Origin of the sequence: Rufibacter aurantiacus (assembly GCF_017916345.1) — a bacterium.
GTDB lineage: Bacteria > Bacteroidota > Bacteroidia > Cytophagales > Hymenobacteraceae > Nibribacter > Nibribacter roseolus.
This window is the reverse complement of sequence record NZ_JAFMSV010000006.1, coordinates 114,793-136,232: the sequence shown is the minus strand read 5'-3', so window position 1 is coordinate 136,232 and position 21,440 is coordinate 114,793. Positions and strand designations below refer to the sequence as shown.

The 21,440-nt window shown below is 50.7% G+C and carries 16 protein-coding genes; 9 read left to right on the top strand and 7 right to left on the bottom strand.

What is annotated here, in order from left to right; all coding sequences use genetic code 11:
* Positions 1-72 precede the first annotated feature (72 nt).
* From J3P34_RS21585 to ftsZ, 3 genes are read left to right on the top strand one after another with little or no spacing between them, the layout of a single operon-like run.
* Positions 73-663 (top strand): cell division protein FtsQ/DivIB, encoded by a 591-nt coding sequence (locus J3P34_RS21585; RefSeq protein WP_246850250.1) that lies wholly within the window; start codon positions 73-75, stop codon positions 661-663.
* 8 nt (positions 664-671) lie between these two features.
* Positions 672-2,009, top strand: coding sequence for a cell division protein FtsA (ftsA, locus tag J3P34_RS21580; protein WP_210465470.1), 1,338 nt, complete (start codon positions 672-674; stop codon positions 2,007-2,009).
* A 23-nt stretch (positions 2,010-2,032) separates the two neighbouring features.
* Positions 2,033-3,541: a cell division protein FtsZ gene (gene ftsZ, locus J3P34_RS21575; RefSeq protein ID WP_210490700.1), complete on the top strand. Its 1,509-nt coding sequence runs from the start codon at positions 2,033-2,035 to the stop codon at positions 3,539-3,541.
* A 304-nt stretch (positions 3,542-3,845) separates the two neighbouring features.
* On the opposite strand, the gene J3P34_RS21570 is transcribed toward ftsZ, so the two are convergent.
* From J3P34_RS21570 to J3P34_RS21555, 4 genes are all read right to left on the bottom strand, one after another.
* Positions 3,846-4,370 carry an NADPH-dependent FMN reductase gene (locus J3P34_RS21570; protein ID WP_210490699.1) on the bottom strand — a complete coding sequence of 175 codons (525 nt, stop codon included), beginning with the start codon at positions 4,368-4,370 and terminating at the stop codon, positions 3,846-3,848.
* Positions 4,371-4,553: 183 nt separating this feature from the next.
* A complete protein-coding gene (locus J3P34_RS21565) occupies positions 4,554-5,306 on the bottom strand; it encodes a succinate dehydrogenase/fumarate reductase iron-sulfur subunit (RefSeq protein WP_210465467.1) in 753 nt (250 codons plus the stop codon).
* Between the two features lie 144 nt (positions 5,307-5,450).
* Complete coding sequence (locus J3P34_RS21560) at positions 5,451-7,364, bottom strand: fumarate reductase/succinate dehydrogenase flavoprotein subunit (protein WP_210490698.1); 1,914 nt, start codon at positions 7,362-7,364, stop codon at positions 5,451-5,453.
* Between the two features lie 10 nt (positions 7,365-7,374).
* A complete protein-coding gene (locus J3P34_RS21555; RefSeq protein ID WP_210465465.1) occupies positions 7,375-8,067 on the bottom strand; it encodes a succinate dehydrogenase cytochrome b subunit in 693 nt (230 codons plus the stop codon).
* Positions 8,068-8,425: 358 nt separating this feature from the next.
* Here J3P34_RS21555 and J3P34_RS21550 point away from each other — a divergent pair, with 358 nt between their 5' ends.
* The 3 genes from J3P34_RS21550 to J3P34_RS21540 all read left to right on the top strand — a co-directional run bounded on the left by J3P34_RS21550 (position 8,426) and on the right by J3P34_RS21540 (position 14,198).
* Entirely contained in the window at positions 8,426-11,191 is a 2,766-nt protein-coding gene (locus J3P34_RS21550) for a T9SS type B sorting domain-containing protein (protein WP_210490696.1), read from the top strand.
* A gap of 148 nt (positions 11,192-11,339) precedes the next feature.
* Positions 11,340-12,215, top strand: a complete 876-nt coding sequence (gene fabD / locus J3P34_RS21545; protein ID WP_210490695.1) for an ACP S-malonyltransferase — start codon at positions 11,340-11,342, stop codon at positions 12,213-12,215.
* Between the two features lie 51 nt (positions 12,216-12,266).
* Complete coding sequence (locus J3P34_RS21540) at positions 12,267-14,198, top strand: polysaccharide biosynthesis protein (RefSeq protein ID WP_210490694.1); 1,932 nt, start codon at positions 12,267-12,269, stop codon at positions 14,196-14,198.
* A 143-nt stretch (positions 14,199-14,341) separates the two neighbouring features.
* Here the strand turns inward: J3P34_RS21540 and folK are convergent, their stop codons facing one another.
* Positions 14,342-14,911, bottom strand: a complete 570-nt coding sequence (gene folK / locus J3P34_RS21535; protein ID WP_210490693.1) for a 2-amino-4-hydroxy-6-hydroxymethyldihydropteridine diphosphokinase — start codon at positions 14,909-14,911, stop codon at positions 14,342-14,344.
* On the bottom strand, positions 14,911-15,768 hold the full coding sequence (locus J3P34_RS21530; RefSeq protein ID WP_246853848.1) for an alpha/beta hydrolase family protein: 858 nt from the start codon (positions 15,766-15,768) through the stop codon (positions 14,911-14,913). Before J3P34_RS21530 ends, folK begins: the two co-directional genes overlap by 1 nt.
* Before the next feature lie 106 nt (positions 15,769-15,874).
* Here J3P34_RS21530 and J3P34_RS21525 point away from each other — a divergent pair, with 106 nt between their 5' ends.
* The gene (locus tag J3P34_RS21525; RefSeq protein WP_210490692.1) at positions 15,875-16,852 is read left to right on the top strand and encodes a polyprenyl synthetase family protein; all 978 of its coding nucleotides are present in this window, start codon (positions 15,875-15,877) and stop codon (positions 16,850-16,852) included.
* A 201-nt stretch (positions 16,853-17,053) separates the two neighbouring features.
* Positions 17,054-17,602, top strand: coding sequence for a hypothetical protein (locus J3P34_RS21520; protein ID WP_210490691.1), 549 nt, complete (start codon positions 17,054-17,056; stop codon positions 17,600-17,602).
* Between the two features lie 159 nt (positions 17,603-17,761).
* Here J3P34_RS21520 and J3P34_RS21515 read toward each other — a convergent pair whose 3' ends face one another.
* The gene (locus J3P34_RS21515; RefSeq protein ID WP_210490690.1) at positions 17,762-19,009 is read right to left on the bottom strand and encodes a peroxiredoxin family protein; all 1,248 of its coding nucleotides are present in this window, start codon (positions 19,007-19,009) and stop codon (positions 17,762-17,764) included.
* Between the two features lie 153 nt (positions 19,010-19,162).
* Between J3P34_RS21515 and J3P34_RS21510 the strand changes: the two genes are divergently transcribed.
* Entirely contained in the window at positions 19,163-21,439 is a 2,277-nt protein-coding gene (locus tag J3P34_RS21510) for an aconitate hydratase (RefSeq protein ID WP_210490689.1), read from the top strand.
* Position 21,440: the final 1 nt, after the last annotated feature.

The window sequence follows — 21,440 nt, the reverse complement described above, 5'->3', positions numbered from 1 at the left end:
AAAATATGTAAAAAAGTTAATATTAAAATTGATAATGAGTATAACAATTACTTTCTTAGTGAATCGGAAGTGATGGCGCTGCTGACCCGTAACGGGAGTCAGCCACTCACGGGAATGAAAAAAGAGGAGATTGACCTCAAGCGGCTGGAAATGCGGATTAAATCGCATAAATTTGTGCGCGAAGCGGAGGTCTCTCGTGATCTGGAGGGAAACATCAATGTCACGATTCAGCAAAACCGGCCAATAGCCAGGTTGCTAAGCACTGAGAAGGACGTGTACTTAGACGAAGAAGGAAACCAGCTGCCTTTGTCTACCCTATACACGGCCCATGTCATACCTGTGACAGCATCAGTGGTGACATCTGCCAAAGGAGGCTCCTTTTTTCAGGACTCAGTGGGAATTGCGTATCTGTCCCTGCTACGGTACATTGAAAAAGACCCGTTCTGGAACGCACAGCTTGCCCACATGGACATTGACCAGCAAGGCAAGGTGAGCTTTTTGACCCAGGTGGGTGACCAGCGCATTGAGTTCGGGAAACCGGTGAATGTGCAGGAGAAATTCAGAAGGCTTTTCATCTTCTACAAAGAAGTGATGCCAGTAGTGGGTTGGGATAAGTACAGCCGATTGAATGTGGAATACAAGGATCAGATTATTTGTGAATAATTAAGAACATGACGCAGAACGACAAAATAGTTGTAGGCTTAGACATTGGAACAACCAAAATTTGCGCGCTGGTAGGTAGGAAGAATGAATACGGCAAGCTAGAGATCCTTGGCTTGGGGAAAGCGGTTTCTGAAGGGGTAGTGCGGGGCATGGTAAGCAACATTGACAAAACCGTTGAAGCCATCCGTAAAGCGATAAAACAGGCCGAAGAGCAATCTGGCATTGACATAAAGGTAGTGAACGTGGGTATTGCCGGGCAGCACATCAAAAGTCTGCAGCACAACGGCTCCATCACACGCACCTCCCTTGACAGCGAGATCACCGTGGAAGACGTGAACCGTCTTACCAATGATATGTACCGTCTGGTGACACCACCGGGCAGTGAAATCATCCACGTAATGCCACAAGACTACAAAGTGGATTACGAAGATGGTATCATGGATCCGGTAGGCATGTCTGGTGTGCGTCTGGAAGGCAACTTCCACATCATCACGGCCCAGTCTAACGCGGTGAACAACATCACCAAGTGTATCAGCCGCGCCGGTCTGGAGATTGACCAACTCATTCTTGAACCGTTGGCTTCCTGCATGTCTGTGCTGAGCGAAGAAGAGCGCGAGGCAGGCGTTGCCCTGATTGACATTGGGGGCGGAACCACAGACCTGGCTATCTTCAAAGACAATATTATCCGGCACACCGCAGTTCTTCCTTTCGGGGGGAACATCATAACCTCAGACATCAAGCAGGGTTGCATGGTTATGCAGAACCAGGCTGAGCAACTGAAGGTGCGTTTTGGGAAGGCCATTGCAGACGAAGCCTCTGATAATGAGATCGTTTCCATCCCTGGCCTGCGTGACCGGACCCCTAAAGAAATATCCTTAAAAAACCTTGCTTTCATTATAGAAGCAAGAATGGAGGAAATTGTTGAACTCGTTTACTCAGAAATTGTTAGAAGCGGGTATGCCAACCAATTGGCGGCAGGCGTTGTGATCACCGGAGGCGGTGCGCAACTGCAGAACCTGGTGCAATTAGTAGAGTACTTGACAGGCCTTGATGCCCGTATCGGATATCCGAATGAGCATTTGGGTAAGAGCAAGATAGACTCTGTGAAAAGCCCCATGTTTGCAACTACCGTAGGTTTGGTTCTGGCGGGTTACCAGGCACTGGATGAGCGGGTGAACCGCTATACAGAAATGGCTAACACGCCGGTTGTCCGGAGCACCAATGAGGTGAAACCTGTTCAGAAGGCTAGCAACAGTGGAGGTGGGGTAGGTTTCTTCAGTAAGATAATGGAGCGTACCAAAAGCATGCTGATCGATGATTTTGACGATAAGCAACAGAACTATTAACGCGTAATTTCAGGAGAGATAACATGAGTTTTTCATCGTATAAGTTTGATGTGCCATCGCACTCCAAATCTATCATCAAGGTAATTGGTGTTGGCGGAGGAGGAAGCAATGCCGTGAACCACATGTTCAACCAAGGCATTAAGGACGTGGAGTTTGTGGTGTGCAATACCGATGAACAGGCGTTGAAAAGCAGCAGTGTGCCTAACAAACTCCAGATCGGGACCACCCTTACCGAAGGACTTGGTGCTGGGGCTAACCCGGAGCGTGGCAAACAGGCTGCCTTAGAAAGTAAGGAAGAGATAAGAGAACTGTTAGGTGCCCACACCAAGATGGTATTCATCACGGCAGGTATGGGAGGTGGAACCGGAACCGGTGCCGCTCCGGTAATTGCCAAGGTGGCCAAAGAGATGGACATCCTTACGGTGGGTATTGTTACTGCTCCTTTCGCATTTGAAGGCCGTAAGAAGCGCACCGCCGCTGACAACGGTATCAAAGAACTGAGCGACAACTGCGATACCGTTCTTGTTATCCTCAATGACAAACTGCGCGAGATGTTTGGGAACCTGCCTATCAGGGCGGCGTTTGCCAAAGCCGATAACGTTCTGACCACTGCCGCCAAAAGTATTGCCGAGATCATTACGGTGACTTCTGAGGTGAACGTGGACTTTGAAGACGTGAAGACGGTAATGAAAGACTCCGGCGCTGCCGTAATGGGTTCTGCCATCACCGAAGGTGAGAACAGAGCACTGCGGGCTGCTGAGGAATCTTTGTCTTCTCCGTTGCTCAACAACACTGATATCCACGGAGCCCAGAAAATCCTTCTTTCCATCATGTCTGGTGACCAGGCAGAACTGGAAATGGATGAACTGACCGAGATCACTGATTATATCCAGGAGAAAGCCGGCGATGATTCAGAGGTGATCTTTGGCCACGGGATTGATTCTTCTTTGGGAGCCAGCATACGGGTGACCGTGATTGCTACTGGTTTTGCACGCGAAATTGAAAGCCTGCCAGCCCCAAAAAAGTCTTTTGAGGCAGCAGCACCAGTTGGAGCAACTGCGCCTCAGGCCATAACTGAGGAAGTTGTAGAGCCAGTCGCTCCGGTAGTATCCGCCACTTACACGGTAACCCCGCCTGCGTCCGCTAACCAGTTGGTTGCGAATGAGCCAGTGCGCAAGCCCGCTCCGGTAGCTGAGAATACCAATCGTATCGTTTTTGACCTGGATTCTGATAATGGTGTGGTAACTCCTGCCTATGAGGAAGAGGTTTTCGTGCCAGAGCCGGTGCAGGAAGTAAGAGATCCGCAGCAGAGCCGCATGGATGAGCGCCGTGAGCGTCTCCGCAGACTGAGCGCAGATGCCTACTCAGATGCCTCTATCAAAGAGAAACTGGAAGTTCCTGCTTACCTGCGCAGAAATGTGCAACTGGAGAATGTAGTGCCTTCAGCGGAGCAGAAGATCTCCCGCTTCAACCTGAACGATGACAACGAACTTTTAGGAGACAACCGTTTCCTGCATGATAATGTAGACTAGGCGTTTTAGCCCTGTTTTCAAAAAAGAAGCCCTGAAACGGATTGCGTTTCAGGGCTTCTTTTTTTATTTTAGGGGAAATGTGAATCAGCGCCTTTTTAAGGAATGTATCTGGACCGTAGGGCAACCCTTGTGATTGCCCCTACACATTGTTTTCTGTTGCGCCTTCAGTCATTTGTTGGTGGCTGTCCACCTATAGGAGGACTATAATCCTCAAGTGCAACTTGGTGAGGCGTTCTCTAAAATAACCTGTTTAGCTGCTATAGCCGTTAAGGGTAACCACTAGGGTTGCCCCTACATCTGCGTCTCAAAAAGAGAGGAACTCCTCGATCTGCTCTTCCAGAAGCTGGCGGTACAGCGGATTGGTGAACTGTCCTTCCTGCATGTGCTTGTGGATGTATGGGAAGCGGGGTTTCTGGGCCAGCACGTGCAGCCCGCAATAGTGGAGCACATCGGTGAGGTGGCTTAGCGCAATGTTCCCGCCTTGGCTGCCGGTAGACAGGCCCACCAGGGCACCTTTCTTTCTGCGCAGGGCATCTGGGTACTCCAAACCATCAATAAAGGCCTTGAGCACGCCTGGGTAAGAGCAGTTATATTCCGGCACCACGAATACCATTTTCTGCACATCAGCCACACGTTTCCTAAGGTTAATGAATTCCTGGGAGTACAGTTCGCTCTTGTAGAGGTTGGGAGAGGCGAAATCAAGGGGAAGGTCCTGTAGGTCCAAAATGTCTGATTCCTGTCCTTTATCAGCTAACAGTTGCTGGTACAGTTTGGCTACCTTCAGGGTGATGGAATTAGGTCGGTTAGTACCCGAAATAATGAGTATCATTAAGTAATAGGTTTGGCTAGTTTAACAGCGTAAGCGGCTCTAAAGTTACTGCTTTTGGCCGCTTCGCCACCTAGCCATTACTTCTTCGGCTTCTATTTTAAGCCCCTTTTTCATAAATCAGACTAAAAATAAAAGGCGGAGCCTCCCAGGGAAGCTCCGCCTTTTCATTAGAATCAGTTACGCTTAAACGTTCTCAGACGTGAAAGCAGCTCCAATGTACTCGCGGTTCAGTTTTGCAATGTTCTCCAGAGAGATCCCTACCGGGCACTCCGCAGCACAAGAACCAATATTGGTGCAAGAACCAAAGCCTTCTTTGTCCATCTGGGCTACCATGTTCTCCACGCGGGTTTTGCGCTCTACTTTACCCTGTGGCAACAAGGCCAGCTGAGAAACCTTCGCGCTCACGAACAACATGGCAGAACCATTCTTACAGGCCGCCACACAGGCACCGCACTGGATACAGGTTGCCGCGTCAAAAGCTTTGTCTGCAATGTCCTTAGGAATTGGAATCTCGTTCGCGTCTGGTACCCCACCGGTGTTCACCGAGATGTAACCACCTGCCTGCTGGATACGGTCCATGGCAGAACGGTCTACGATAAGGTCTTTCAGGATAGGGAAAGGACCCGCTCTCCAAGGCTCAATGGTGATGGTGTCGCCGTCAGAGAACTTGCGCATGTGCAGCTGGCAGGTAGTAGTGCCGCGCTCCGGACCATGGGCACGTCCATTAATGTACAGGCTGCACGTTCCGCAGATACCTTCTCTACAGTCGTGGTCAAAGGCAACAGGATCAATGCCCTTACGGAGAAGGTCTTCGTTCAGCACGTCCATCATTTCCAGGAAAGACATTTCCGGGGATATATCTTTTACTTGGTAGGTCTCCATTTTACCTGCTGATTGGAAGTTCTTCTGTCTCCAAACTTTCAGCGTCAGGTTCATTGGTTTGCTGTTAGGATTATTACCAGCCATTTTCTTTTCAATTAAGAATTAAGAATTTAGAATTAGGAATTGAAGAAAGAGGCTGTCTGCAGTGGTTAACTTAGGTTGCCTCATTATTCTTAATTCCTAATTCTTAATTATTCATTATTTATAGCTACGCTGCGTCAATTTCACGTTCTCAAACTTCAGCTCCTCTTTGTGCAGCACGGCTTGTTGGTTGTCACCGGTATATTGCCAGGCGGCTACATAGGTGTAGTTATCGTCGTCACGGAGTGCTTCGTTTTCCGGAGTCTGGAATTCCTCACGGAAGTGGCCACCACAAGATTCATTACGGTTCAAGGCGTCATCTACCATCAGCTCACCTAACTCCAGGAAGTCAGCCACGCGGCCTGCTTTCTCCAGGGTGATGTTCAGTTCTTCGTTCACGCCTACAATCTTCACGTCTCTCCAGAACTCATCACGCAGTTTTCTGATCTCCTGCTTGGCAAACTGTAAGCCTTCGGCGTTACGGGCCATGCCGCAGTAATCCCACATGATCTGGCCCAAAGCCTTGTGGAACTCATCCACAGTACGGGTACCGTTGATGCTAAGGAGCCGGTCAACGCTGGCTTTCAAAGCGGTCTCGGCTTCTTTGAATGCTGGGTGAGAGGTCTCCACGCGGGTAGATGGCATCTGGGCTAAGTAATCTCCAATGGTGTAAGGAATTACGAAGTAGCCGTCAGCCAGACCTTGCATAAGGGCAGAAGCACCCAGACGGTTGGCACCGTGGTCAGAGAAGTTACACTCACCGGTAGCATACAGACCTGGTACAGTAGTCATCAGGTTGTAATCAACCCACAGTCCACCCATGGTATAGTGTACCGCCGGGTAGATACGCATTGGGGTAGTGTATGGGTCCTCACCCGTAATCTTGGCGTACATGTCAAACAAGTTACCGTACTTCTGGGCAACTTTGTCAGCACCATCACGCTTGATTACATCGGCGAAATCAAGGTATACGGCCAGTTTGGTGGTTCCTACGCCGCGTCCCTCGTCGCAGGCTTGTTTGGCATTACGGGAAGCCACGTCACGTGGTACCAGGTTACCGAAGGATGGATATTTGCGCTCCAGGAAGTAGTCGCGCTCGTCTTCCGGGATGTCCTGCGGGGCACGGTTGTCACCAACTGCCTTAGGTACCCAAACCCGTCCGTCGTTACGGAGTGACTCAGACATCAAAGTCAGTTTAGACTGGTAACCACCGGAAACCGGAATACAGGTTGGGTGAATCTGGGTAAAGCAAGGGTTCGCGAAGAAAGCTCCTTTTTTGTATGCTCTCCAGGCAGCCGTAGCATTGGAACCCATGGCGTTAGTGGAAAGGAAGAACACGTTTCCGTATCCACCGGTGGCCAGAATCACCGCATGCGCGCTGTGTGATTCAATCTTACCGGTTACCAGGTGACGCGTCACGATACCGCGGGCTTTGCCATCTACCATCACCAGGTCCAGCATCTCGGTACGTGGGTATAATTTCACCTTGCCGTACGCGATCTGGCGGTTCAGGGCAGAGTAGGCACCCAACAAAAGCTGCTGACCGGTTTGGCCCCGGGCGTAGAACGTCCGGCTTACCTGAGCACCCCCGAAGGAGCGGTTGGCCAGCAATCCGCCGTACTCACGCGCGAAAGGAACTCCTTGCGCCACGCACTGGTCAATGATGTTCACGCTCACCTGGGCCAAACGGTACACGTTGGCTTCGCGGGCGCGGTAGTCACCACCTTTGATGGTGTCATAGAACAGACGGTACACGCTGTCACCATCGTTCTGGTAGTTTTTGGCGGCGTTGATACCACCCTGGGCAGCGATGGAGTGCGCACGACGCGGGCTATCCTGATAGCAGAAAGCCTTTACGTTGTACCCAAGCTCAGCAAGGGTTGCAGCGGCAGAAGCTCCGGCCAGACCGGTTCCTACCACAATGATATCGTATTTACGTTTGTTAGCCGGGTTTACCAGCTTTACATTGAATTTATGCTTGTCCCATTTCTCGGCTAATGGGCCTTCGGGAATCTTTGAATCTAAAATCATATCGATCTGCTTAGCTCAAAACAACGTCTTTGATGAAAAAGTAAAGTGGCATGGCCGCAAAACCGGCTGGTACCACAATGGAAAAGAAGGCTCCAAATTTCTGAATGCCCGGGGTATATTTCTTATGGTTTAGGCCCAAAGTGTGGAAAGCACTGGAGAAACCGTGGTATAAGTGATATCCCAAGGCAATCTGGCCCAGTACATAGATCAACACATACCACCACAGGTGGAAAGACTGCACTACTACAGAGTACAAATCATCATAGCCGGTGCCTTCAATGTCAATCATGTTAGGCTCACCGAAACGCGCCCGCCAGAAGAAGTTGTACAGGTGAATGATCAGGAACACCAGGATAACAGTACCCAACAAACCCATGTTGCGGGAAGACCAGTTGCTGTTGTCCTGGGGTCTGTTGTACGCATACGCTGTTTTACGCACGTTCTTGTTGCGGCGCGTAAGCACCAGTGCCTCGTAGATGTGGAAAACAAATCCTAGTACCAGCACTATTTCCATGGTGCGGATTAAAGGGTTGGTGGCCATAAAATGGGAGTAGATGTTGAAGGAAGCTCCTCCATCACCCTTGAACAGCTGCAGGTTGCCCACCAGGTGCACCACCAAAAAAGAGCAGAGAAACAAACCAGTGACAGCCACTAGAAGTTTGCGGCCTATAGTACTGGAAAACGTTTTAGAAAACCAACTCATTTTGTTGTGTTAAGGTTGATAAATAAGGTGTGTAAAGGATTGGTTAAATCTGTCCAAAGGTACATGCCAAGGCTTTCTCAAGCAATTGAAGTGTTTATTTTGATTAATTCTAAATTAAATTCTAATAAAGACGAGATTTGTTAATGGGGCTTGCTGTTTTTGAACAGTTTTTGGGAAAATGACTTAAAAACGGGATTAGGCCCTTGGAATTACAACAGTAGAAAGGAGAATTCGTTATAGCCATAAACTCGTACATATCTTGTACATATATAACCATGGTACAATACATTTGTTGTAATCATCCATGGTCAATCTAGAGATTCTTCTATCTTTGTTTTTGTATGCAAACCGCTACTATATGCCTCTAATTCTACAAAAAGTAAGGGCCTTCCTGTTTTTGTTGTGTGGGCTGTTTCTTTTCTCTTTGGTTTCTTCCCAAACCGCGCAGGCAACCCACTTACGCGCCGGGAACATATACGTGAAAAGTGATACCACCGCCGGCAAAAATCCCCTCCGTTTTTTCTTTACATTGATTACCTACAGTGTGGCACCGCCGCCTTTTGAAGATTTGGAGGCCACCCTGTACTTTGGCGACTGTACAAGCCAGCGCGTGCCCCGCGAATCCAGAACCTTGATTGCGCCAGGTGGCATTTGTCAGCAGAACAACACATTCGTGAACATCTATCGGTTTGAGCACATTTACTCTGGCCCGGGTACCTTTACGGTGACGTTTGTGGGGGAGAACCGCAACGGTGGTGTAGTCAATATCTCTTCTTCGGTACAGCAGACGTTCTTTTTGCAGAGCACCCTCACCGTTGACCCTTTTCTGGGTATTAACCGTTCCCCCATCTTACAGTCCATCCCGGTAGATGTGGCCGCCCGAAACAAGATCTTCGTGCACAATCCGGCGGCCTATGACCCTGATGGAGACAGCCTTTCTTTTAGATTCCTGGAGCCAAGAATCTCAAACGGCAGTGATGCCTGCGGAAATCCGGTGGGCAGAACCGCTCCCGGGTACCGGGGACTGGAAAACTTTCTGGGGCCAGCGCTTCCCGGAGGGCCGGCAGGGTTCAGTTTTGATGCGAGGACGGGGCAATTGACCTGGAATACACCTAATGTCCTTGGGGAGTTTAACATTGCCTTTGCGGTGGAGGAGTGGCGAGACGGGCGCCTGATAGGCCAGGTAATCAGGGATATGCAGATCCTTGTTAAGGAAGACCCAAACCAGCCTCCCGTCCTGATTATTCCCAAGGATACTTGTGTGGTGGCCGGGACCTTCCTGCAAGCCACCATCAAAGCCAGAGATCCTGATAAAGACCCCGTGGTTATCTCAGCCATTGGGAGTATTCTTCCTCCGGCCTCCAATAAGGCGTCTTTTCCCAGGGTGAATGATTCTACCCATACTTTCAATTGGCAGACTTCCTGTCTGGATGTGCGCCGGGAGCCTTACCAGGTAGTGTTCAGGGCGGAAGATAAGCCAGCGGACTGTAGGCTGGTGTTAGTTGACCTCCAACCCTGGCGAGTCACTGTGGTGGGACCGCCTCCCGTGGTGGTAAGCGCAGTGCCGCAAACCAGCAGTAGCATCAGGGTGAATTGGAACGCCTATACTTGCCCCAATGCCACCATCATGTACATCTACCGCAAAGAGGGACCTTCTGACTTTGTGCCCGATGCCTGTGAAACCGGCATTCCAGCATCTGCCGGCTATACAAGAATTGGGCAGGTCAGCGCGGGAGTTACCACCTTTCTGGATAACAACAACGGACAAGGGCTGGAGCGGAATAAAACCTACTGCTACCGGATCTATGCCGAATTCCCGCAGCCAAGCGGGGGCGAAAGTATTGCTTCTAACGAGGTTTGCGCCACGCTTGAATCCATTTCACTCACCAAAGTTAGCGTCACCGAAACCAGCACCACCACCGGGAAGATCCGGGTGGAGTGGAGCAAGCCAAGACCAGCCAACGTGGCCCAACTTACCGCGCCGTTCCTTTACCGTCTGTTGCGTGTGCCGGGCCAGAATCGCAGTGCTAATGCGGCTTTCGTGCCAGTGACCGGCTATAACTTCACCAGTTTGAATGACACGGTATTCACAGATAATAACCTGAACACCCAGGACACATCCTACACCTACAAAGTGGAGTTCTATCACTCTGGTACAGTGGGTAGCCCAACGGTTTTGGTAGACTCTTCCACGGCCTCCAGCGTTTATTTAAGAGGCCAGGCCAACGGCCCCACCATGGAACTGACCTGGACCTATAATGTGCCCTGGAACAACGCCAGTACCGCTAACGACCCAAGGTGGCACGTGATCTTCATGGATCCGAACGGGGGCAGAAACTTTGTGCGGTATGACAGTGTGCAGGCTACGGCTACCTCCGGGACATTCTCCAGAAGTGTGCCCCTGGAGCCAGGCAGGCAGTATAGAGTGTATGTGCGGACCGAGGGATCCTTTGACAACCCGTTCCTGCCAGACCCTATCCTGAACAATAGCCAGGAAGTGTTCATCAATCGTTTGTGCGTGCCTATTCTGGCCATAGATCCGCTGGTCTGCGATGAGAACTTTGTGCCCAATGGGCCACCGTTCTCAAATACCCTCACGTGGTCTTTACCGCCCGGGTGTGATGCCGCCGCCATTGATTTCTACACGCTGTATTACCGGGAAACCGAAGAAGGCGATTTCGTGAAGTTAGCCACCATAGACAACACCAACCTGGCGGTGTACCAATACATCCACCAGAACCTGCTTTCTTACGCTGGATGCTATGTGGTCACGGCTACAGATGTGAATGGGGTAGAGGGTGAGCAGAGCAACATCGTCTGCAAAGACAACTGTATCATCTTCTCGCTGCCTAACATCTTCACGCCTAACGCTGATGGTAAGAACGATGTCTTCACGCCAAAGCAGGGTGCAACCTTTATCAGAAGGGCTACCCTAAAAGTTTTCAACCGTTGGGGTAACAAGGTGTATGAAAGCACCGGAGACCCAGGCCTGAACTGGCGCGGTGTGGACAACGGTGGAAAAGCCCTGTCTGAGGGCACCTACTTCTACCAGGTGGAAGTGGAGTTCTTCGGCCTCAAACCCGATGTCAGAAACTACAAAGGCTGGGTGGAGATCGTCCGGTAATATCCGTATTCCGTATTTGGTTTTAAGAATGGTGCCTGTTCTCACAATGGGCACCATTTTTATATCTTTGCGTTTATCCTTAACCTAAACCACCGGTTTTAGACCTGTTTTCCAGAAAACGGACCTAAAACAAAATAACACGCAACGCATGAAAACATATGTATTCCCGGGCCAGGGTGCTCAGTTTGTGGGCATGGGCAAAGACCTGTATGAGCAACACCAAACCGCCAAAGACCTTTTTGAGCGCGCCAACGAGATCCTGGGCTTCCGCATTACAGATATCATGTTCTCCGGCACTGACGAGGAACTGAAGCAAACCAAGGTAACGCAGCCGGCCATATTCCTGCATTCCGTGATCCAGGCCTCCGTTGCCCAGGATTTTGCCCCCGAAATGGTAGCCGGACACTCCCTGGGAGAGTTCTCGGCACTTGTGGCTAACAAGGTACTGGCGTTTGAAGATGCCCTTCGTTTGGTTTCCAAAAGAGCGCTGGCTATGCAAGCTGCCTGTGAGGAGCAGCCTTCTACCATGGCCGCTATTTTGGGCCTGGAAGATGAGAAAGTAGAGCAAATCTGCGCCGAGGTGAATGATGTGGTAGTGGCGGCCAATTATAACTGCCCGGGCCAGCTGGTGATCTCAGGAACCATTGCGGGGGTAGAGGAAGCCTGTGAGCGCCTGAAAGCCGCCGGTGCCAAACGTGCCCTGGTGCTGCCAGTAGGGGGAGCTTTCCACTCGCCGTTGATGAAATCAGCCGAGGCTGAACTGGAAAAAGCTATTTTGAACACCGAGTTCAAGCAAGGTATTTGCCCGGTGTACCAAAACGTGGACGCCAAACCGCACACAGATCCTCAGGAAATTCAGCAGAACCTTATCAAGCAGCTCACGGCGCCCGTACGCTGGACCCAGTCTGTGCAGCAAATGATCGCCGATGGCGCTACTATCTTTATTGAGTGCGGTCCCGGCAAGGTGCTGCAAGGCTTGGTGAAAAAGATTGACAAAACCGCAGAGGTAGGCCAGGTTAGCTAAGACTGTTTTCTTCCTTTTTCCCGAAAAGCACGCTTAAAACAGATGGGGCACATGCAGCAGATCTTCAAACAGAAAATGCCCAGGCAACTGGTCTTCGGGGTGGATATCTGCTTGTGTGCCCTTTCTGTTTTTATGGCGTACCTGCTGCGCTTCAACTTTGATCTCCGGAAGTACACTGAGCTGTCTGTGACGCAGATGCTGCCCATTGTGCTGGCCGTGCGGGCCATTGCTTTCTATTACGGCAGAACCTATGCCGGCATCATCCGCTACACCAGCCTGGATGACCTCCGGAAGCTTTTCCTGTCCCTTACCAGCAGTTCCTTTGTGCTGGTGATGGCCCAGTTGGTCTACAATAAAATCCTGGGCTACCAGAATTTCATTCCTATCTCGGTGCTGCTCATTGACTATCTTGGCTGTATCCTGGCGCTGTCCTTGTTCCGGGGTTGGGCTAAGATTGTGCATTACGAGTGGAATCACGCCAATACCCATAAGGTGAACGTGGCCATTTTCGGGGCCGGCGAGGTGGGGAGCATCACGCTGCAAACGCTGCAGCAGGACATGGGCACTTACTACCATTTCGCCTCTTTCCTGGACGATGACCCTAAAAAGCAGAACCTGGTAATTAATGGAGTGACCATCCAACGCCCTGCCGAGGATCTGGTGGGGCAGCTGAGGGCTCTGCAGATTGACTTGCTCATTGTGGCGGTGCAGCAGCTATCAATGACCCGTAGAAGGCAGTTGGTAGAGGCTTGCCTTAACGCTGGGGTGCAGGTACTAGTGGTTCCACCGGTCTACAAATGGATCAATGGTGAACTCAGTTTCAAGCAGATAAGGGAGGTGCGCATTGAGGATGTCCTGGACCGACCCACGGCCGAGATTGATTCTCCTATGCTGCACAATGAACTACAGAACCGAACCATTCTGGTCACCGGCGCGGCGGGCTCTATCGGGAGCGAGCTGGTGCGGCAACTCATCAAATTCAAACCCAAACAGCTTATTCTCCTGGACCAGGCCGAGTCGGCGCTCTATGACTTGGAACTGGAACTGACCGAGCTGTACGTGAAGCTGAACTTTGAGGTGGTTCTGGGTGACATCACGAACAAAGCCCGGGTAGAGGCGATGTTCCGCCACTTCCGGCCGGAGTTGGTCTTCCATTGCGCCGCCTACAAACACGTGCCTGTTATAGAAGAGAACCCCACAGAGTCGCTAAATACCAATATCCTAGGTACCAAAATCCTGGCCGATTTGGCCGTGAAATACCAGGTGCAGAAGTTTGTGCTGCTCTCTACCGACAAAGCGGTGAACCCTACCAGCGTAATGGGTGCATCCAAACGTCTCTGCGAGATGTACGTGCAGGCCATGGACCATTACCTTCGCGATTCCGGGAACAAACAGACCCGCTTTATCACCACCCGCTTCGGGAACGTTTTGGGCAGCACCGGTTCGGTGATTCCGCGTTTCCGGAAACAAATAGAAGAGGGTGGTCCCGTCACCGTCACCCACCCCGATATCTCTCGCTATTTCATGTCTATCAGGGAAGCCTGTCAATTGGTATTAGAGGCAGCATCCATGGGCTCCGGCGGTGAGATCTACATCTTTGACATGGGAGACTCCATCAAGATCGTGGATTTGGCCAAGAAGATGATCAAGCTATCTGGTTTGACTTTAGGCAAGGACATCCAGCTGGTGTATACCGGTTTACGCCCCGGCGAAAAACTGGAGGAAGAGCTCTTCCATAAGAATGAATCGGTGCAAAGCACGGCACACCCTAAAATCAGCCTGGCCAACGTGCAAACGCCCCACAGCGAGAAAGTGCTTCAGGAAATTGAGTTACTTATTGAGTTATTCAACTCCCAGAACAACGTGGCAGTCATTAAGAAAATGAAGCAACTGGTGCCGGAGTACGTGAGCCAGAACTCCATCTATCAGAAGTTTGACCAGAAGCAGAGTATTCGGAATCAGAAGCAGGATTTTCAAGATTAGGTAGTTTCTCAGGATTTTAAAGGCGGTTTTAAGAATATCCTTGATTGCTTAGCTCTGCTACAATTTACTTTCTCTTGTTTGAGATAAAAGAAACTTTTAGTGCATTTTAGGCCTGATTTGATAGGAATAAGGTTAAAAAGTATCTACTCAAAATTGATTTTGCTCCCCTTATCCAATCCTGAAAATTTACCCAATCCTGAAAATCCTGCTTCTTTATCCTGACAATCCTGCTTCAGGAATTCCTTCACTTCCAGCTCATCAGGGCATTCTGCCAATAAATCTTTGATGGTCTTTTGAAAGACTGGATGCACAAAATCAGGGGCTACTTCAGCGAGGGGCGCTAAGGTGAACCGCCGGAGGTGGAGTTGCGGGTGGGGGAGGTGCAGTTCGGGGGTGTTGACCACATTTTGGCCGTAAAACAGGATATCAATATCAATGACGCGGGCTCCCCAGCGTTCCTTTCTGATCCGGCCCAGTTCCTGTTCTATGCGTTGGGTTAAGGCCAGCACTACCTTAGGGGAAAAGCCTGTGTGAAAGACCAGCACCTGGTTCAGGAAGGAGGGTTGGTTTTCCAGGCCCCAGGCAGCCGTTTCGTAAAGCTTTGATTTTTGAACTGTTTTCCCGAAAAGGGCCGATAAACGGTTCGTGGCTTCGGATAGATAGAAAACCCGGTCTCCCAGGTTGCTGCCCAATAGCAGAAACAATGGCGTCATTACAACCGGTCTAGCGTGGTCTGGAAAAATTGGATGGTTTTATCGGCGGCGGCTTTGGCCAGCGCCGGCAGCTCAGGCTGTTCATATGGGTGACGTCCCCCGAAGGAATGGTCCCCGTCTGGCAGCAGGTAAAGCTCGGCGAAGGGGTTTAAGGCGTGCAGGTCGTGCGCCATCTGTACTGGCAGGGTCTCATCCTGCTCTCCGTGTAGGATCAACAACGGAATCTGCAGGTTTTCCACCGCCTTAGGAATGTTGAGGCGGTGGCGGTTGGCCTGGTAATTCTCTACCAACTGGTAATACAAAGGCATCTGCTGGCCTGTGCGCACGTTAGGGATGTATTGCACACCGTCGCGCTTCCAGCGTTCCATGACCTCCGGCGACCAGCGCTGGTCAATGTCACTGATCGCCGACCACGTAGCCACGCCGGTTACCTCAGCGGCTTCCGCGGCCTTCAGCAGCACCAATCCGCCCCCCCGGCTGTGGCCAATCAGGAAGATATAATCAGCGTTCATTTCCTGGGCGGGGATTTCGGCGGGGTTGTTTTTCAGATACGCCAGCAGCGTGCCTACATCGTCCAGTTCAATGCAGAAGTTGTTGTTCCCGAAAGCCTCCATGTTGGTAAGATCGGTGCCGTAAGGCTCCACGCCGTTATGCGAGAGGTTGAGTTTCACAAACACGAAACCATGGTGGGCAAAGTAGTCGGCCAGCAGGTTGAAGTGGCCCCAGTCCTTGAAGCCTTTGAAGCCGTGCACAAACACCACCACGGGTTTGGCATTTCCGTCTGGGAGCCAGCGGGCATCCACAGCGAAGTCGCGGCCGTGGGGCGAGGTGAGCAAAAAGTCCTTGCGAAGTATCATGGGCAGGAATATCTGAAAAAGGCGACGAAGTAACACCTGAATAACGGCAAATCCAAACCCAGCGTTTGCTTCTGAGGGCGCCGCCTCGTAATATTGCGCCCGAGAGATGAGCAGCCCCTTAGACCAGATACAGGCCCCGATTGCAGTTGAGATGCAGGAGTTCGAGAAGAAATTCCGCCAGTCCATGCAATCAAACGTTTTGCTCCTGGATAAGATCATGGGCTACATTGTGAAGCGCAAGGGGAAGCAGATGCGCCCCATGTTTGTATTCTTCATGGCCAAGCTCCTGCAGGAGCAGATCCCCGATGCCACTTACCGCGGAGCCGCCCTCATTGAACTGCTGCACACCGCCACCCTGGTGCACGATGACGTGGTGGACGACTCTAACTACCGCCGCGGTTTCTTTTCTGTGAACGCCCTCTGGAAAAACAAAATTGCCGTGCTGGTGGGCGATTACCTGCTCTCCAAAGGTTTGCTCCTTTCTTTGAACAATGATGATTTCGGGCTGCTGAAGATTGTGAGCAACGCCGTGCGCGAGATGAGCGAGGGCGAGTTGCTGCAGATGGAGAAAGCCCGGCGCCTGGACATCACCGAGGAAGTCTACTTTGATATTATCCGCCAAAAAACCGCATCGCTGATTGCTTCCTGCTGCGCCGTGGGTGTGGCCTCCATCGGGGCTGATGTGGAAACCGTGGAGCGCGCCCGCCTGTTTGGGGAGAAAGTGGGCCTAGCTTTCCAGATCAAAGACGATTTATTTGACTACGGCACCGCCGAGATTGGCAAGCCCGTGGGCATTGACATCAAGGAGAAGAAGATGACGCTGCCCCTCATCTACGCCCTGCAGCAAGCCGATTGGCTCACCAAGCGCCGGGTCATCTACAACGTGAAAAACAACAACGGCAAAGCCGATAAGATCAACGCGGTCATTGACTTCGTGAAAAAGTCCGGCGGATTGGAATACTCCATCAACTGCATGAACAACCTCCATGCCGAGGCCCTCAATCTCCTGCACACTTTCCCCGTTTCCCCTTCCCGAGACTCCCTTGAGCAACTCATCCGCTATACCATAGAGCGCGAGAAATAGGTTCTCCCTGGTTTTGGCTTATTTTAGTGAAAATAGATGAAAAATTGCTTGAATTATTGAATTAATGCCTGCCTAATTAGGAAGGTGTCTGAGAGGTGTTATTATTATCCATTAGTTATAATGAGGTTACGTTATAAGCCGTTCAATTTACTCGATATATATTCTTAAATGAACAATAAGGTAATAACCCTATTTCTGATCATGTTATTATCTACCCTGATAGCTGGCATATATGGTATAATCCATAATCAGATCACGTATTCTATTTCTTCAGAGTTCTTTACTAAGGTTCTGTTTTATCGGTTCGGGGTTGATGAATATTTCATGGAGTCTCCTCGCCTAGGAGCTGCCATTATTGGGGTTTGGTCTAGTTGGTGGATGGGGTTACTAATTGGAATAATGTTTGGAATTGTTGGTTGTTTGCATGAGAATACTAAGATTATGCTTCGCCAAACACTTAAAGCAATTGTCATAGCAATTATAATTGCCTTTTTTACTCCATTTATGGTAACGTCCTATTTATTTCTACCAGAATATCTGAACTCTGCATCATACATGCAATACGAGGTAATGCAATCAAGTGAAGTACCTCATAATATGATTATTCAAAATGATTTTTTATTTTACTTAGCTGCTCAAATTCATAATTATAGCTATGTAGGTGGATTGCTGGGGTTAATTGTTGGAGTGTCTTTCTTGATTTTGAATTACAAGAAAAGTGAGGCCACCGTAATAATGTCGAATAATTAGTTGGGGTATTGTCTTAGACTTAGTCCTATTTTCCTTCGAAGTTCTAACATGTCAATACTGTTCTTAGATTTAAGCCTGTTTTCAATAAAACACCCCTAAAATATAAGCGGCGCTGATTTCAATATCAGCGCCTCTTCTTTTTCATAAACTAATTGTAGGCTACTTCTCAGCTACCAGTTCATCAATGGTCTTGTTGAATTCCTGCACAAACTCGTCATAGTACTTGCCGGTGCCGGGGCCGGAGAAGCCCGTGTGGATCTTGCGTACTTTGCCTTGCTTGTCAATAAAGATGGTGGTAGGGAAGGAGAGCACGTGGTTGAGTGCCGGAAGTGATTTGGCTACCAGTTCCTTGTCTTTGGTACCGCCAATCAAGAGGGTATATGGCACTTGCAGGCGGTCACGCATTTTCTCCACGCGTACTTTGGCATTGTCAAACTCGGGGCTCACCTCATAGCCCAGGCCCACCACCTCTACACCGCGGCTTTTGTTTTTCTCGTACCAGGGTGCCAGGAATTTGGTCTCATCCATGCAGTTGGGGCACCAGGACCCGAAGATCTGTGCCACCACTACTTTGCCTTTGAATTGCGGATCTGTAAGGGATACCTTCTTGCCGTTCAGGTCCGGGAAGGAGAAATCCAGGCGGTCATAGCCGGGTTTCAAATAGGTCAGGGTATCAGCGGAGGCCAGTTTGAAGTTCTCGTTGCGTTTGGCGGTCCAAGTCTCGTGGCCCGATTTGCCCGCGTAGAAATCTCCCGTTAGAGTGCCGTTCTCCTGGCCGGTGGCTTGGAAGAGGAAAGCGTGGGCGCCGTCAAAGGCCGAGAGTTTCAGTTTGTTTCCGTCTACCTCGCCCTGCAGATATCGGTAATCGCCGGTAGTGGTCAGGAAGGTGCCGGTGAGGGCGTTGCCTTTCTGCACAAACTCCCCAATGGCCGGGTAGGTTTTGCCGCCGTCCTCGGTGAAAGTCACTTCCCATTTACCGGTTACGTTTAAGGTTGGTTTGGCCGGGTTTTGGGAAAAACGGCTTGTGTTCCCTAACTCCGCGGTGAACGGCAGGCTGTAGGGCTCTGCCTGGTCTTTCCGTTCCCAGCGACCAGATAGCTTACCGTCTTTTACTTTGGCAATCAGCGCAGCGTCAAAGATGTGCATCTGCAGGCGCACGCTGTCCTGGGCATTTGAAATTTCATTAATCAAAATTCTCTCATCTCCGTTAATGAGATGGGCAACCTGCTTTCCGCCTTCTTCAGAAACCGTGAAGTTGAAGGGCATTTCCTGGCCGCTTACCTCAATGATACCGCGGTAGGAGCCCGTGCTTAGTTCATCCGTAGAAGAAGAGGAGCAGGCCGAAAGGCCCAGAGAAGCTGAAAAAAGGGCAAAAAACGAATATCTGGAAAAGGAAATCTTATTCATGCCGTAAAAGTACGGTGCCCGCTTGAATTTGCATACAGGTACGTGAAAACCTTTGCAAAGGGTGATATTTTAAAGCTTGTGTAAAAGTGTTCTGTTTGCGACATTTGTGCGCGACGTTAGTAGCACTGAACTTAAATAATACAAAGCAGATCTATGGCATTTGATGTAGACATGATCAAGGCAGTGTATGCGCAGCTGGGCGACCGGATTGCGGCAGCACGTACGGCAGTTGGCCGGCCTTTAACTCAAACTGAGAAAATTCTTTACGCTCACTTATATAATGGTGCTGCTACGCAGGCATATGAGCGGGGTAAGTCTTACGTTGACTTCGCGCCAGACCGCGTAGCCATGCAGGATGCCACGGCTCAGATGGCTTTGCTTCAGTTCATGCAGGCAGGCCGCCCTACGGTAGCCGTTCCTTCTTCGGTGCACTGCGACCACTTGATCCAGGCCCGTGTGGGTGCCGACCAGGATTTGGCCGAGGCTTATGCCGAAAACAAAGAGGTGTATGACTTCCTGGCTTCTGTATCTAATAAATATGGTATCGGGTTCTGGAAGCCGGGTGCGGGTATCATCCACACTGTGGTGTTTGAGAACTACGCCTTCCCGGGCGGAATGATGATCGGGACCGACTCTCACACGCCTAACGCGGGTGGTTTGGGTATGATCGCGATTGGTGTGGGCGGTGCCGATGCCGTGGACGTAATGGCCGGTATGGCTTGGGAGCTGAAGTTCCCACGCGTGATTGGGGTGAAACTGACTGGCCGTTTAAGCGGTTGGGCTGCGCCTAAAGACATAATCCTGAAAGTGGCAGGTATCTTGACCGTAAAAGGAGGTACCGGTGCCATTGTGGAATACTTCGGTGAGGGAGCCGCTAACATCTCCTGCTCCGGTAAATCAACTATCTGTAACATGGGTGCCGAGATTGGGGCTACTACCTCCGTTTTCGCTTATGACGAGACCATGGCCGATTACCTGAGAGGTACTGAGCGCGGTGAGATCGCTGAGCTGGCTAGTCAGGTTGCCGAGCATCTGCGTGCCGATGAGGAGGTATACGCTAACCCTGAGGCTTTCTACGACCAACTGATTGAGATCAACCTGAGCGAGCTGGAGCCGCACGTGAACGGTCCGTTCACACCGGATGCCGCCTGGCCAATCTCTCAGTTCGCGGCTGCCGTGCGTGAGCACAACTGGCCAGCCAAACTGGAAGTAGGTTTGATCGGGTCTTGCACCAACTCTTCTTATGAAGACCTTACCCGTGCTGCCTCAATAGCGAGACAAGCCGTAGAAAAAGGCCTGGTAGCTAATGCAGAGTACACCATTACCCCAGGTTCTGAGGTGGTGCGTTACACCGCTGAGCGCGATGGTATCCTGGAGACTTTCTCTGAGATCGGAGGCGTGGTATTGGCTAACGCTTGCGGTCCGTGCATCGGGCAGTGGGCGCGTCACACCGACGATCCTAAGCGCAAGAACTCTATCATCACTTCCTTCAACCGTAACTTCGCCAAGCGTAACGACGGTAACCCGAACACGCACGCTTTCGTGGCTTCGCCAGAGATCGTGACCGCTTTCGCTATTGCCGGTGACCTTACTTTCAACCCGTTGACTGATACCCTCACGAACAAAAACGGTGAGCAGGTGAAACTGGATGAGCCGCAGGGTATCCAGTTCCCGGTAAATGGTTTCGCAGTGGAAGACGCTGGTTACGTGGCTCCGGCCGCTGATCCAAGCGGAGTAGAAGTGGTGGTGAACCCAGCTTCAGACCGTCTGCAATTGCTGGAAGGCTTCCAACCTTGGAACGGACAAGACCTGACTGGTCTGCGCCTGTTAATTAAAGCCCAGGGTAAATGTACCACTGACCACATCTCTATGGCCGGTCCTTGGTTGAAATACCGTGGTCACCTGGACAACATCTCCAACAACATGCTCATTGGTGCTATCAACGCCTTTAACGGCGAAGCCAACAAGGTGAGAAACCTGGGTGTGCAGGGAGAGGCGTATGACGAAGTTCCAAAAGTAGCCCGTACCTATAAAGCCGCTGGTATTGGAACCGTGGTGGTAGGAGACGAGAACTACGGTGAAGGTTCTTCCCGTGAGCACGCTGCTATGGAGCCCCGTCACTTAGGTGTGAAAGTGGTTCTGGTTAAGTCTTTTGCCCGTATTCACGAAACCAACCTGAAGAAGCAAGGTATGCTGGCGCTTACTTTCGCCAACAAAGAGGACTACGACAAGATTGAGGAGCACGACACCATCGACATCCTTGGCTTGACTTCCTTCACGCCAGGCGTTCCGTTGCAGGTGAGATTAACGCACAAAGACGGTTCTACCTACACCTTTGAGGCGAACCACACCTACAACCAAGGCCAGATTGAGTGGTTCAAGGCTGGTTCAGCGCTTAACCTTATCCGTCTGCAGCAGCAAAACGCATAAT

What these genes read in the sequence shown, in the direction of transcription:
- J3P34_RS21585 (WP_246850250.1), top strand. Translation starts at nt 73, where the DNA reads ATGGCGCTGCTGACCCGTAACGGGAGTCAGCCACTCACGGGAATGAAA.
- ftsA (WP_210465470.1), top strand. Translation starts at nt 672, where the DNA reads ATGACGCAGAACGACAAAATAGTTGTAGGCTTAGACATTGGAACAACC.
- ftsZ (WP_210490700.1), top strand. Translation starts at nt 2,033, where the DNA reads ATGAGTTTTTCATCGTATAAGTTTGATGTGCCATCGCACTCCAAATCT.
- J3P34_RS21570 (WP_210490699.1), bottom strand. Translation starts at nt 4,370, where the DNA reads ATGATACTCATTATTTCGGGTACTAACCGACCTAATTCCATCACCCTG.
- J3P34_RS21565 (WP_210465467.1), bottom strand. Translation starts at nt 5,306, where the DNA reads ATGAACCTGACGCTGAAAGTTTGGAGACAGAAGAACTTCCAATCAGCA.
- J3P34_RS21560 (WP_210490698.1), bottom strand. Translation starts at nt 7,364, where the DNA reads ATGATTTTAGATTCAAAGATTCCCGAAGGCCCATTAGCCGAGAAATGG.
- J3P34_RS21555 (WP_210465465.1), bottom strand. Translation starts at nt 8,067, where the DNA reads ATGAGTTGGTTTTCTAAAACGTTTTCCAGTACTATAGGCCGCAAACTT.
- J3P34_RS21550 (WP_210490696.1), top strand. Translation starts at nt 8,426, where the DNA reads ATGCCTCTAATTCTACAAAAAGTAAGGGCCTTCCTGTTTTTGTTGTGT.
- fabD (WP_210490695.1), top strand. Translation starts at nt 11,340, where the DNA reads ATGAAAACATATGTATTCCCGGGCCAGGGTGCTCAGTTTGTGGGCATG.
- J3P34_RS21540 (WP_210490694.1), top strand. Translation starts at nt 12,267, where the DNA reads ATGCAGCAGATCTTCAAACAGAAAATGCCCAGGCAACTGGTCTTCGGG.
- folK (WP_210490693.1), bottom strand. Translation starts at nt 14,911, where the DNA reads ATGACGCCATTGTTTCTGCTATTGGGCAGCAACCTGGGAGACCGGGTT.
- J3P34_RS21530 (WP_246853848.1), bottom strand. Translation starts at nt 15,768, where the DNA reads ATGATACTTCGCAAGGACTTTTTGCTCACCTCGCCCCACGGCCGCGAC.
- J3P34_RS21525 (WP_210490692.1), top strand. Translation starts at nt 15,875, where the DNA reads ATGAGCAGCCCCTTAGACCAGATACAGGCCCCGATTGCAGTTGAGATG.
- J3P34_RS21520 (WP_210490691.1), top strand. Translation starts at nt 17,054, where the DNA reads ATGTTATTATCTACCCTGATAGCTGGCATATATGGTATAATCCATAAT.
- J3P34_RS21515 (WP_210490690.1), bottom strand. Translation starts at nt 19,009, where the DNA reads ATGAATAAGATTTCCTTTTCCAGATATTCGTTTTTTGCCCTTTTTTCA.
- J3P34_RS21510 (WP_210490689.1), top strand. Translation starts at nt 19,163, where the DNA reads ATGGCATTTGATGTAGACATGATCAAGGCAGTGTATGCGCAGCTGGGC.